Source organism: Staphylococcus sp. aM, assembly GCF_052975125.1.
This window is the reverse complement of the sequence record NZ_CP121447.1, coordinates 2,282,388-2,294,725: the sequence shown is the minus strand read 5'-3', so window position 1 is coordinate 2,294,725 and position 12,338 is coordinate 2,282,388. Positions and strand designations below refer to the sequence as shown.

General features: G+C 33.4%; 14 protein-coding genes. All 14 read left to right on the top strand.

Annotated elements, in window-relative coordinates; all coding sequences use genetic code 11:
- Window positions 1-41: 41 nt before the first annotated feature.
- The 14 genes from P7F85_RS11310 to P7F85_RS11245 all read left to right on the top strand — a co-directional run bounded on the left by P7F85_RS11310 (window position 42) and on the right by P7F85_RS11245 (window position 12,308).
- Entirely contained in the window at window positions 42-767 is a 726-nt protein-coding gene (locus P7F85_RS11310; RefSeq protein WP_270251686.1) for a tRNA1(Val) (adenine(37)-N6)-methyltransferase, read from the top strand.
- Window positions 760-1,008 (top strand): GIY-YIG nuclease family protein, encoded by a 249-nt coding sequence (locus P7F85_RS11305; RefSeq protein ID WP_002465713.1) that lies wholly within the window; start codon window positions 760-762, stop codon window positions 1,006-1,008. Before P7F85_RS11310 ends, P7F85_RS11305 begins: the two co-directional genes overlap by 8 nt.
- A gap of 1 nt (window position 1,009) precedes the next feature.
- Complete coding sequence (rsmI, locus tag P7F85_RS11300) at window positions 1,010-1,849, top strand: 16S rRNA (cytidine(1402)-2'-O)-methyltransferase (protein WP_002465700.1); 840 nt, start codon at window positions 1,010-1,012, stop codon at window positions 1,847-1,849.
- Between the two features lie 228 nt (window positions 1,850-2,077).
- Window positions 2,078-4,048: a methionine--tRNA ligase gene (gene metG / locus P7F85_RS11295; protein ID WP_002465697.1), complete on the top strand. Its 1,971-nt coding sequence runs from the start codon at window positions 2,078-2,080 to the stop codon at window positions 4,046-4,048.
- Window positions 4,049-4,074: 26 nt separating this feature from the next.
- Entirely contained in the window at window positions 4,075-4,845 is a 771-nt protein-coding gene (locus tag P7F85_RS11290) for a TatD family hydrolase (protein ID WP_002465689.1), read from the top strand.
- 148 nt (window positions 4,846-4,993) lie between these two features.
- Complete coding sequence (gene rnmV / locus P7F85_RS11285) at window positions 4,994-5,542, top strand: ribonuclease M5 (protein ID WP_046464273.1); 549 nt, start codon at window positions 4,994-4,996, stop codon at window positions 5,540-5,542.
- Window positions 5,543-5,546: 4 nt separating this feature from the next.
- Window positions 5,547-6,437 (top strand): 16S rRNA (adenine(1518)-N(6)/adenine(1519)-N(6))-dimethyltransferase RsmA, encoded by an 891-nt coding sequence (gene rsmA / locus P7F85_RS11280; RefSeq protein WP_002465706.1) that lies wholly within the window; start codon window positions 5,547-5,549, stop codon window positions 6,435-6,437.
- 99 nt (window positions 6,438-6,536) lie between these two features.
- Window positions 6,537-6,800 (top strand): biofilm formation stimulator Veg, encoded by a 264-nt coding sequence (gene veg, locus P7F85_RS11275; protein WP_002451728.1) that lies wholly within the window; start codon window positions 6,537-6,539, stop codon window positions 6,798-6,800.
- Between the two features lie 301 nt (window positions 6,801-7,101).
- Window positions 7,102-7,950: a 4-(cytidine 5'-diphospho)-2-C-methyl-D-erythritol kinase gene (ispE, locus tag P7F85_RS11270; protein WP_002465703.1), complete on the top strand. Its 849-nt coding sequence runs from the start codon at window positions 7,102-7,104 to the stop codon at window positions 7,948-7,950.
- A 14-nt stretch (window positions 7,951-7,964) separates the two neighbouring features.
- A complete protein-coding gene (gene purR, locus P7F85_RS11265; RefSeq protein ID WP_002451730.1) occupies window positions 7,965-8,789 on the top strand; it encodes a pur operon repressor in 825 nt (274 codons plus the stop codon).
- Window positions 8,790-8,805: 16 nt separating this feature from the next.
- Window positions 8,806-9,180 (top strand): RidA family protein, encoded by a 375-nt coding sequence (locus P7F85_RS11260; RefSeq protein WP_002451731.1) that lies wholly within the window; start codon window positions 8,806-8,808, stop codon window positions 9,178-9,180.
- A 72-nt stretch (window positions 9,181-9,252) separates the two neighbouring features.
- Window positions 9,253-9,564 carry a septation regulator SpoVG gene (gene spoVG / locus P7F85_RS11255; protein ID WP_002465704.1) on the top strand — a complete coding sequence of 104 codons (312 nt, stop codon included), beginning with the start codon at window positions 9,253-9,255 and terminating at the stop codon, window positions 9,562-9,564.
- Between the two features lie 310 nt (window positions 9,565-9,874).
- Window positions 9,875-11,239: a bifunctional UDP-N-acetylglucosamine diphosphorylase/glucosamine-1-phosphate N-acetyltransferase GlmU gene (glmU, locus tag P7F85_RS11250; protein WP_002465705.1), complete on the top strand. Its 1,365-nt coding sequence runs from the start codon at window positions 9,875-9,877 to the stop codon at window positions 11,237-11,239.
- A gap of 103 nt (window positions 11,240-11,342) precedes the next feature.
- A complete protein-coding gene (locus tag P7F85_RS11245; protein ID WP_002451734.1) occupies window positions 11,343-12,308 on the top strand; it encodes a ribose-phosphate diphosphokinase in 966 nt (321 codons plus the stop codon).
- The last annotated feature ends 30 nt before the right edge of the window (window positions 12,309-12,338 follow it).

Genomic DNA, 12,338 nt, shown 5'->3' with positions numbered 1-12,338 from the left:
GACTACGTTATAACAGCGTCCCTTTTTTAGGAGAAAGATAAATGTTAAAAGATAATGAGAGGTTAGACTTACTAATCAAAGAAGATTTGAAGATTATTCAAAATGATGATGTATTTTCATTCTCAACTGACGCTTTGTTATTAGGGGATTTTACCGAAATTAGAAAGAAAGACAAAATTATCGATATATGTTCTGGTAACGGCGTTATACCATTGATACTTTCCCATAAAGGGAGCCAAACTATTGAAGGTATCGAAATTCAACAACAACTTGTGGATATGGCACAGAGAAGTTTTAAGTATAATCAATTAGGTGACCGATTACTCATGCATCATATGGATGTCAAAAATGTATATCATTATTTCAAACCCTCACAATATACGGTTGTTACATGTAACCCGCCATATTTTAAAGATAATCAGTTGCATCAACATCAAAAAGAAGCACATAAAATTGCTAGACATGAAATCTTATGTAAATTAGAAGATTGCTTAATGGCTGCTAGGCACTTATTAAAGCAAGGTGGAAGATTATATATGGTGCATAGAGCTGAAAGAATGATGGATGTACTAACTGAAATGAGACGTGTTAATATTGAACCGAAGCGACTAACGTTTGTTTATAGTAAGCATGATAGAGATGCACAAACGATTTTAATAGAAGGCAGAAAGTCAGGAAATCAAGGCTTAGATATTACAAAGCCATTTTATATTTATCAAGAAGATGGCACGTACTCAAAAGAAATGAAGGGTATATATTATGGATAAACATTTTGTGTATATCGTAAAATGTAAAGATGGAAGTCTTTATACAGGTTATGCCAAAGATATAAAAGCACGTGTGGCGAAACATAATGAAGGAAAAGGTGCTAAATATACAAAAATAAGACGTCCGGTAGAGTTAGTTTATCAAGAAACGTATTCTACTAAGTCAGAAGCATTGAAACGAGAGTATGAAATTAAGACCTTTACACGGCAAAAGAAATTAAAATTAATTAAAGAGGGATAGTATGACTACATTATTTTTAGTAGGAACACCGATCGGCAATTTAGCTGATATTACATATCGTGCTATAGATACACTTCAACAAGTAGATCTAATCGCATGTGAAGATACACGTGTTACACGTAAATTATGTAATCATTATGATATTAAGACGCCACTTAAATCCTATCACGAGCACAATAAAGACCAACAGACAGACTATATGATTGAACAGTTATTGTCTGGTATAGATATTGCATTGGTTTCGGATGCAGGTTTACCATTGATTAGTGATCCAGGATATGAATTAGTAGTAGAGGCACGTCAACATGATATCAAAGTTGAAACAATACCAGGACCTAATGCAGGTTTGACCGCTTTAATGGCAAGTGGATTACCTTCATATACGTATACATTTTTAGGATTTTTACCTAGAAAAGATAAAGAAAAACAAAATGTGTTGTCAGAACGAATGTTCCAAAGTAGTACACTTATTATATATGAGTCGCCTCATAGAGTGACCGATACGCTAAAAGTGATTGATAAAATAGATTCACAAAGAAGAGTATCATTGGGACGAGAATTAACAAAGAAATTCGAACAAATTGTAACTGCAGATGTAAATACATTATTAACTATGTTGCAAAATAGTGAGATTCCATTAAAGGGAGAATTTGTCATATTAATTGAAGGCGCTGAAGCTGAAATTTCTACAACATGGTTTGATGATATGTCAATTGAAGAACATGTCGACTATTATATCAAAGAAAAAAATATCAAACCGAAAGCAGCGATTAAAATGGTTGCAGAAGATCGCCAAAGCAGAACTAGTGAAATATATAATATTTATCATCAAGTGGATTAAAGTTGCATAAATTTAAAACTTGAACAATGTTATGTGCATCAAGTGAATTAATGCAGACTTTCAACCCCATAACGTCTTAAATTATGGTATTGTAGTAAAGATAATATTACAAGCAACTAATAGTAATAATGTATTGTAATAAGTAAGGTACAGTAAGAACGGTACACAATTGAAAAGCAAAATAAATTTAGATATCATTTAACATGTAAGAAATGAGGAGGACCTTTGATGGCTAAAGATACATTTTATATAACAACCCCAATTTATTATCCAAGTGGTAACTTGCATATTGGGCATGCATACTCAACTGTAGCAGGTGATGTGATTGCTAGATATAAACGAATGCAAGGATATGACGTTCGTTATTTAACAGGTACAGACGAGCATGGTCAAAAAATTCAAGAAAAAGCACAAAAAGCTGGTAAAACTGAATTAGAATATTTAGATGAGATGATTGCTGGAATTAAAAGTTTATGGGATAAGTTAGAAATCTCAAATGATGATTTCATTCGAACTACTGAAGAACGACATAAGCAAGTCGTTGAAAAAGTATTCGAACGTTTATTAAAACAAGGTGACATTTATCTTGGCGAATATGAGGGATGGTATTCAGTACCAGACGAAACGTATTACACAGAGTCACAATTAGTTGAGCCTATTTATGAAAATGGCAAGATTGTTGGAGGGAAAAGTCCTGATTCAGGCCATGAAGTAGAATTAGTAAAAGAAGAAAGTTATTTCTTTAATATTAAAAAATATACTGATCGCTTACTTGAATTCTATGATCAAAATCCAGACTTTATTCAACCACCTTCAAGAAAAAATGAAATGATTAACAACTTTATTAAACCAGGTTTAGAAGATTTAGCTGTTTCACGTACGTCATTTAACTGGGGCGTTAGTGTGCCTTCCAATCCTAAACATGTTGTTTATGTATGGATAGACGCGTTAGTAAATTATATTTCTTCTCTAGGTTATTTATCAGATGACGAAACGTTATTTAACAAATATTGGCCAGCAGATATCCACTTGATGGCCAAAGAAATCGTACGATTCCATTCAATTATTTGGCCAATTTTATTAATGGCATTAGATTTACCATTACCTAAGAAAGTCTTTGCACATGGTTGGATACTAATGAAAGACGGTAAAATGAGTAAATCGAAAGGCAATGTTGTTGACCCTAATGTATTAATTGATCGTTATGGCTTAGATGCTACACGTTATTATTTAATGCGAGAATTACCATTTGGTTCAGACGGTGTGTTTACACCAGAAGCGTTTGTTGAACGTACTAACTATGATTTAGCTAATGATTTAGGTAACTTAGTGAATCGTACCATTTCAATGATTAATAAATATTTCCAAGGTGAACTTCCTGCATATCAAGGTCCTAAACATGAATTAGACGAAGACATGGAAGCTATGGCTTTAGATACAGTTAAAGAGTTCCATGAAAATATGGAGAGTTTACAATTCTCTGTAGCTTTATCAACAGTTTGGAAATTTATTAGCCGTACTAATAAATATATTGATGAAACAACACCATGGGTTTTAGCGAAAGATGAAAGTCAAAAAGATATGTTGGGCAATGTGATGGCACATCTCGTTGAAAACATCCGCTTTGCAACTGTATTATTACGACCATTTATTACACATGCACCAAAAGAAATATTTAAACAATTAAATATTAATAATCCAGAATTAATGGAATTCTCAAGTTTAGAGACTTATGGTGCCTTAACAGAACCTATTACTGTAATAGCTAAACCAACACCAATATTCCCTAGATTGGATACTGAAGCGGAAATTGCTTATATTAAAGAATCAATGCAACCACCAAAATCTGAGGGAAAAGAAGACGTTCCAAGTAAAGACATCATTGATATTAAAGACTTTGATAAAGTGGAAATTAAAGCTGCAACAGTGATTGATGCTGAAAATGTTAAGAAATCAGATAAACTATTAAAAATTCAAGTAGATTTAGACAATGAACAACGACAAATTGTTTCTGGTATTGCGAAATTCTATCGTCCTGAAGATATCATTGGTAAAAAAGTTGCTGTAGTAACTAACTTAAAACCTGCGAAACTAATGGGACAAAAATCTGAAGGTATGATTTTATCAGCTGAAAAAGATGGTGTGTTAACGTTGATTAGCTTGCCAAATGCTATTCCAAATGGCGCAATTATTAAGTAATCATGCTTTAAATTAGGAGGATAATCATGTTAATTGATACACATGTACATTTAAACGATGAGCAATATGATGAAGATTTAAATGACGTCATCACTCGTGCAAGAGAAGATGGTGTTGATCGTATGTTTGTAGTTGGTTTTGATACACCAACAATTGAACGTACAATGGAATTAATTGATAAATATGATTTTGTTTATGGTATCATCGGTTGGCACCCTGTAGATGCCATCGATTGTACTGAAGAAAGATTAGAATGGATAGAAAACTTATCAAAACATCCAAAAATTATTGGCATCGGTGAAATGGGATTAGATTATCACTGGGATAAGTCACCTGCCGATGTTCAAAAAGAAGTCTTTAGAAAGCAAATTGCTTTAGCTAAACGTGTACAATTACCAATTATTATTCACAATCGTGAAGCAACACAAGACTGTATAGATATTCTGATGGAAGAGCATGCTGAAGAAGTTGGAGGCATTATGCATAGCTTTAGTGCATCTCCAGAAATCGCTGATGTTGTCATCAATAAGCTAAACTTTTACGTTTCTTTAGGTGGCCCAGTCACATTTAAAAATGCGAAACAACCCAAAGAGGTTGCTAAACATGTACCGATGGATCGATTATTAGTCGAAACAGATGCGCCTTATCTATCACCACATCCATTTAGAGGTAAGCGTAATGAACCCCAACGTGTAACATTAGTAGCACAACAAATCGCTGAATTACGTGATATGAGTTATGAAGAGGTATGTCGTCAGACAACAGAAAATGCAGAGAGATTATTTAATTTAAATTAAGCATAATTACTAGATTGAGAAAGGTATCATTTATTGGATATCTTTCTCATTTTTTATTAAATTAAGACTGAAGGCAGTGTTATTAATGAAATTTTGTTAGAATAAGATGAATCAAGATTTTCATTAAAATGAAGAAGGAATTAAAAATATGAAAATAAATGAATTTATAATCGTAGAAGGTAGAGATGATACACAACGAGTTAAATCTGCGGTTGAATGCGATACAATAGAAACGAATGGTAGTGCTGTTGATGATGATGTGATAGCTGTTATTAAACAGGCACAAGAGACACGTGGTGTTATTATCTTAACCGACCCAGATTTTCCAGGCGACAAAATAAGAAATACGATAAAAGACCGTGTACCTGGTGTAAAACATGCATATATAGACAGAGAAAAAGCTAAAAACAAAAGAGGGAAAATAGGTGTTGAGCATGCACATGTAGATGATATAAAAGAAGCACTCATGCATGTTAGTTCTCCTTTTGAAGAAGCTGAAGAATCCATTGATAAAAATGTATTAATCGAATTAGGACTCATTATAGGACGTGATGCTCGTAGACGGCGAGAAATTCTAGGTCGAAAATTACATATTGGACATTCTAACGGTAAACAACTTTTGAAAAAATTGAATGCCTTTGGATACACAGAAGAAGATGTACGACGTGCATTAAACGAAGATAAGGGAAGTGAGTAAAGATATGGAACATAAAGATATAGCTACACCATCGCGTACAAGAGCATTATTAGACCAATATGGATTTGATTTCAAAAAAAGTTTGGGACAAAACTTCCTAGTAGACGTTAACATTATTAATAAGATCATCGATGCTAGTGATATTGATGAAACTACAGGCATAATAGAAGTAGGACCAGGTATGGGTTCATTAACTGAACAATTAGCAAAACATGCTAAAAAAGTAATGTCATTTGAAATTGATCATCGATTAATACCAGTATTGAAAGATACTTTGGCACCATACGATAATGTCACAATTATCAACGAAGATATTTTAAAGGCTGATATCGCTACAGCAGTAACTGAACATTTAAAAGACTGCGATAAAATTATGGTTGTGGCTAATTTACCATATTATATAACTACACCTATATTACTTAATTTAATGCAACAAGACATACCGATAGATGGTTATGTTGTGATGATGCAAAAAGAAGTTGGAGAGCGTTTAAATGCAGAGGTAGGTACGAAAGCTTATGGCTCGTTATCGATTGTGACGCAGTATTATACTGAAACAAGTAAAGTCCTAACAGTGCCTAAAACTGTATTTATGCCACCACCTAATGTAGATTCCATAGTGGTTAAATTAATGCAAAGATCAACACCGTTAGTAGATATCGATGATGAAGAAGCATTCTTTAAATTAGCAAAAGCTGCATTTGCACAACGACGAAAGACGATTAATAACAATTATCAAAATTTCTTTAAAGAGGGAAAACAACATAAAGAAAGTATATTGAGTTGGTTAGAAAAAGCGAATATTGATCCTAGACGAAGAGGTGAAACATTGTCAATTCAAGATTTCGCTCAACTTTACAAAGAATTAAATAATTTCCCTGAATTAATAAATTAAATTGTTGACAAACCCCAATTACCTTGATAAAATTTTAGTTTTATTTGACAAAATCGCTATAAACATGGTAATATAACACTTGTAGCGAGGTGGAGCAATATGCCAAAATCAATTTTGGACATCAAAAATTCTATTGATTGTCATTTAGGAAATCGTATTGTACTTAAAGCCAATGGTGGTCGTAAGAAAACAATCGAACGTTCTGGTGTTTTAAAAGAAACATACCCATCAGTATTTGTCGTTGAACTTGACCAAGACAAGCATAACTTCGAAAGAGTATCTTATACATACACTGATGTGTTAACTGAGAACGTACAAGTTTCATTTGAAGAAGATAATCATCAAGAAGCAATTGCACACTAATAAGACATATGGCATAGATGTAGATATATCTACTCTATCAATTTAAGTTTTATATCATATTAAGGTGAGTATTGAGCAACATGTTCAATACTCTTTTTTTTGTACTTTTAAGTGAAAACACATTTTAGAGCTATAGGAAAAAATACATTAATAACTAACAAACTGTAATTTAATAGTTTTTTATTATATTTCAATAATGAATGATATAATTATTTGTGAAAAAAATGAACATTATCTATCAAATCTTTTATCCCTTTATGTTAAAATCATCTTATTAAGATTACGAAGAGAGGGCGGAAAAATGATATATGAAACGGCACCTGCCAAAATAAATTTTACGCTCGATACACTTTTTAAAAGAGACGATGGATATCACGAGATTGAAATGATAATGACTACCGTAGATTTAAACGATCGATTATCTTTTCAAAAAAGAGATGATAGGAAGATCGTTGTTGAAATCGAACACAACTTTGTAACTGACGATCATAAAAATTTAGCATATAAAGCTGCTGAATTAATGACGAAGACATATGATTTGAAACAAGGTGTAACGATTACAATTGATAAAGATATTCCAGTATCGGCTGGTTTAGCAGGTGGCTCAGCAGATGCGGCAGCTACGATGAGAGGTATGAATCGCTTATTTAATTTAAATTTATCTTTAGATGAATTATGTGCACTTGGTAGTCAAATTGGGACAGATGTTTCATTTTGTATATACAATAAGACTGCCTATTGTACAGGACGTGGTGAAAAAGTGAAGTTTTTGAACAAACCTCCTTCTGCTTGGGTTGTTTTAGCTAAGCCTAATTTAGGTATCTCATCACCGGACGTATTTAAAGCCTTGGATTTAAATTTCACGCATAAAGTATTTACTCAAAACTGTATAGAAGCTTTAAAAAAATCAGATTATAAGAAGTTATGTACAAGTTTATCTAATAGATTAGAACCGATTTCTATGGAGATGCATCCAGAAATCAAAAAAATCAAGGAAAATATGATCCAATGTGGCGCAGATGGTGCATTGATGAGTGGTAGTGGCCCAACAGTTTATGGATTAGCACAAAAAGAAAGTCAGGCTAAAAATATTTATAACGCAGTGAATGGTTGTTGTAATGAAGTATATTTAGTTAGATTATTAGGATAGAAGGGTTGAAAATAATGAGGTATAAAAGAAGTGAACGGATTGTGTTTATGACACAGTATTTGATGAATCACCCAAACAAACTGATTCCTTTAACATTCTTTGTAGATAAATTTCAACAAGCGAAATCGTCAATCAGCGAAGATGTTCAAATTATTAAAAGTACTTTCCAAAAAGAAGCATTAGGTACGGTCATTACTACTGCTGGCGCAAGCGGTGGGGTAACGTACAAACCGATGATGAGTAAAGAAGAAGCAACAGAAGTGGTTAACGAAGTTATCTCCCTATTAGATGAAAAGGATAGACTTCTGCCTGGTGGCTATTTATTCTTATCTGACTTGGTTGGTAATCCTACACTATTAAACAAAGTAGGTAAGATGATAGCAAGTATATATATGGATGAACAATTAGATGCAGTTGTAACGATTGCTACTAAAGGTATATCGCTTGCCAATGCAGTTGCAAACGTATTAAATTTACCTGTAGTGGTTATTAGAAAAGACAATAAAGTAACTGAAGGATCTACGGTTTCTATTAATTATGTTTCAGGTTCATCTCGAAAAATAGAAACGATGGTATTATCCAAGCGCACATTAGCTGAGAATTCTAATGTTCTCGTTGTTGATGATTTTATGAGAGCAGGTGGCTCAATCAACGGTGTTATGAATTTAATGAATGAGTTTAAAGCACACGTAAAAGGGGTATCAGTACTTGTAGAATCGAAAGAAGTAAAGCAAAGATTAATAGAAGATTATACTTCCTTGGTAAGACTATCAGATGTCGATGAATATAATCAGAAATTTAAAGTAGAGCCAGGCAACAGCTTGTCTAAATTTTCTTAAAGGAGCGAATCACATCATGGAAATTATTAACACAAACAAAGCACCGGAAGCATTAGGACCTTATTCACATGCTACAGTAGTAAATGGTCTAGTATACACATCAGGTCAAATTCCACTTAATTTAGAAGGGGAAATTGTAAGCGATGATGTAAAAGATCAAACTAAACAAGTTTTAGAAAATTTATCTGTGGTACTTAAAGAAGCAGGTTCAGATTTAGAAAACGTTGTTAAAGCAACTATTTTTATTTCTGATATGAATGATTTTCAATATATAAATGAGGTATATGGAAATTATTTTGATAAACATCAACCAGCACGTAGTTGTGTCGAAGTAGCGCGACTACCTAAAGATGTTAAAGTAGAAATTGAATTGATTAGTAAAGTTAAATAAAGGATATAATTTTTCTTTTAAGCAATTGTCAAGCTTCTAATAAAACAAAGATATACTAGGGGGGCTCACTACATGAAAGTGACAGATGTAAGACTTAGAAAAATAGATACAGATGGTAGAATGAAAGCACTTGTTTCTATCACGCTAGACGAGGCATTCGTAATCCACGATTTACGTGTGATTGAAGGAAATTCAGGTCTATTCGTCGCAATGCCAAGTAAACGTACACCAGATGGTGAATTCCGCGATATCGCGCATCCAATCAACTCAGACATGAGACAAGAGATTCAAGATGCAGTGATGAAAGTATATGATGAAACTGATGAAGTGATTCCAGATAAAAATGCTACATCAGGCGAGTCTGACGAATCTAACGAAGCTTAAATATAAAAATTACATTGCAGAGTCGACATAACAGTATGTGTTGACTCTGTTTTTACATTTTCGTCATCTTTTAAATGAGCCCCTAATCCCCCTTTTCTCATTAAGTTGAATTGATTTCTCAAATTTTGAACGCGATTTGTCAAAAGTAATAAATATGAATTTAAATAAATCGAGTCATCTTGCATATAATAAAAATATAAAATAGTCATATGATTGGGTGATTAAGACTTGGTAGGTTATATGTTGAAAGAGTGATAGCGGTTAAATTATAATAATAACGAAGTGTATATTTAATGGAGGGTTAGCATTCATGCAAAGACATGCAATAATATTGGCAGCGGGTAAGGGCACTAGGATGAAATCAAAAAAATACAAGGTGCTACATGAAATCGCTGGCAAAACTATGATAGAACATGTGGTTGAAAATGTTCAACAATCAGGTGTGAACCAATTAATTACAATTGTTGGTCACGGTGCTGAAAGTGTAAAAGACACATTGGGTGATCAATCACTATATAGTTTTCAAGAAGAGCAACTTGGGACGGCACATGCAGTAAAAATGGCACAATCTCATTTGATAAATAATGAGGGAACAACACTAGTTGTGTGTGGCGATACACCACTTATTACATCAGAAACACTTACATCTTTAATCGAGAGACATGAAACATCTCAGTCTCATGCAACAGTTCTAACTGCCACAGCAATCCATCCAACAGGTTATGGCAGAATTGTCAAAGATAGCGAAGGACATTTATTACGAATTGTAGAAGAAAAAGATGCTAACACAGAAGAAAAGGCAATTACTGAAATAAGTTCCGGAATCTTTGCGTTCGATAACAAAACTTTATTTGAAAAGTTAGAACAAGTTAATAATGATAATGCACAAGGAGAATATTATTTACCAGATGTCATTTCTTTAATTATTAATGAAAATGGTAGAGCAAGTACATATCACACTGATGATTTCGAAGAGATTATGGGTGTGAATGATAGAGTAATGTTAAGCCAAGCTGAAAAGGCATTACAGAAACGTATCAATCTATTTCATATGAGAAATGGTGTGACAATCATTGATCCAGATAGCACATTTATTGGACCAGATGTAAAAATTGGTATGGATACAATCATTGAACCTGGCGTAAGAATTAATGGTTCGACTGTAATTGGAGAAGAAGTTACAGTTGGACAGTATTCAGAAATTAATAATAGTGTGATTGCATCACATGCACATATTAAACAATCAGTAATCAACGATTCGGAAGTGGGCGAGCACACGAATGTTGGTCCATTTGCACAGTTAAGACCAGGGTCTCAACTAGGTGCAGAGGTTAAAGTAGGCAACTTTGTAGAAGTGAAAAAAGCTGAACTTAAAGACGGAGCTAAAGTATCACATTTAAGTTATATTGGCGATGCGGTTATTGGCGAACGTACAAATATTGGTTGTGGCTCTATTACTGTTAACTATGATGGTGTGAATAAGTTCAAAACTGTGATTGGTAAAGATGCGTTTATTGGATGTAATACAAACTTAATTGCACCGGTAACAGTTGGAGATCATTCGCTTATAGCAGCAGGATCAACAATCACTGATGATATCCCAAATGAAAGTTTAGCACTGGCACGAGCAAGACAAGTTAATAAAGATGGTTATTTAAGCAACAAAAATAAATAGCTGAAATGAATATGTAAAATTAGTATTTAGACTTTGGCATAGTAATCAAGTTTAATTTTCTATATAATAGTAGTTGTGTAAGTAAATAATTGGAGGACTATAAATGTTAAATAATGAATATAAGAATTCATCGCTAAAGATCTTTTCACTCAAAGGTAATGAACCTTTAGCACAGGAAGTTGCAGATCATGTAGGGATTGAATTAGGTAAGTGTTCTGTTAAGCGTTTCAGTGATGGAGAAATTCAAATCAATATCGAAGAAAGTATTCGTGGTTGCGATGTCTTTATTATCCAACCTACTTCATACCCAGTTAATCTACATCTAATGGAATTACTTATTATGATTGACGCTTGTAAACGTGCATCAGCGGCAAATATTAACATCGTAGTACCTTATTATGGGTATGCTCGTCAAGACAGAAAAGCACGTAGTCGTGAACCGATTACTGCTAAGTTAGTAGCTAATTTAATTGAAACTGCAGGGGCTAATCGCATGATTGCTTTAGATTTACATGCACCTCAAATCCAAGGTTTCTTTGATATTCCAATTGATCATTTAATGGGCGTACCTATTTTAGCGCAACATTTCCAAAATGATCCTGCCATTAATCCGGAAGAATGTGTTGTTGTTTCTCCTGACCATGGTGGTGTAACAAGAGCACGTAAATTGGCAGACATTTTAAAAACTCCAATTGCAATTATTGATAAACGTCGTCCTAAACCAAACGTAGCTGAAGTAATGAATATTGTGGGCGATATTGAGGGCAGAACAGCCATTATTATTGATGATATTATTGATACAGCTGGAACTATTACATTAGCAGCACAAGCATTAAAAGATAAAGGTGCTAAAGAGGTATATGCATGTTGTACACACCCTGTATTATCAGGTCCAGCTAAAGAACGTATAGAGAATTCAGCTATTAAAGAACTTATCGTAACAAATTCAATTCAATTAGAAGAAAGTCGTAAACCTACAAATACTAAAGAACTTTCAGTTGCTGGTTTAATTGGTAAAGCCATTATCCGAGTATACGAAAGAGAATCAGTAAGTGTATTATTCGACTAAAATTGTTAAATGAGTTTGACGAAAGCAATA

What these genes read in the sequence shown, in the direction of transcription:
- P7F85_RS11290 (WP_002465689.1), top strand. Translation starts at nt 4,075, where the DNA reads ATGTTAATTGATACACATGTACATTTAAACGATGAGCAATATGATGAA.
- P7F85_RS11260 (WP_002451731.1), top strand. Translation starts at nt 8,806, where the DNA reads ATGGAAATTATTAACACAAACAAAGCACCGGAAGCATTAGGACCTTAT.
- rsmA (WP_002465706.1), top strand. Translation starts at nt 5,547, where the DNA reads ATGGAACATAAAGATATAGCTACACCATCGCGTACAAGAGCATTATTA.
- rsmI (WP_002465700.1), top strand. Translation starts at nt 1,010, where the DNA reads ATGACTACATTATTTTTAGTAGGAACACCGATCGGCAATTTAGCTGAT.
- metG (WP_002465697.1), top strand. Translation starts at nt 2,078, where the DNA reads ATGGCTAAAGATACATTTTATATAACAACCCCAATTTATTATCCAAGT.
- glmU (WP_002465705.1), top strand. Translation starts at nt 9,875, where the DNA reads ATGCAAAGACATGCAATAATATTGGCAGCGGGTAAGGGCACTAGGATG.
- ispE (WP_002465703.1), top strand. Translation starts at nt 7,102, where the DNA reads ATGATATATGAAACGGCACCTGCCAAAATAAATTTTACGCTCGATACA.
- spoVG (WP_002465704.1), top strand. Translation starts at nt 9,253, where the DNA reads ATGAAAGTGACAGATGTAAGACTTAGAAAAATAGATACAGATGGTAGA.
- P7F85_RS11310 (WP_270251686.1), top strand. Translation starts at nt 42, where the DNA reads ATGTTAAAAGATAATGAGAGGTTAGACTTACTAATCAAAGAAGATTTG.
- rnmV (WP_046464273.1), top strand. Translation starts at nt 4,994, where the DNA reads ATGAAAATAAATGAATTTATAATCGTAGAAGGTAGAGATGATACACAA.
- veg (WP_002451728.1), top strand. Translation starts at nt 6,537, where the DNA reads ATGCCAAAATCAATTTTGGACATCAAAAATTCTATTGATTGTCATTTA.
- P7F85_RS11305 (WP_002465713.1), top strand. Translation starts at nt 760, where the DNA reads ATGGATAAACATTTTGTGTATATCGTAAAATGTAAAGATGGAAGTCTT.
- purR (WP_002451730.1), top strand. Translation starts at nt 7,965, where the DNA reads ATGAGGTATAAAAGAAGTGAACGGATTGTGTTTATGACACAGTATTTG.
- P7F85_RS11245 (WP_002451734.1), top strand. Translation starts at nt 11,343, where the DNA reads ATGTTAAATAATGAATATAAGAATTCATCGCTAAAGATCTTTTCACTC.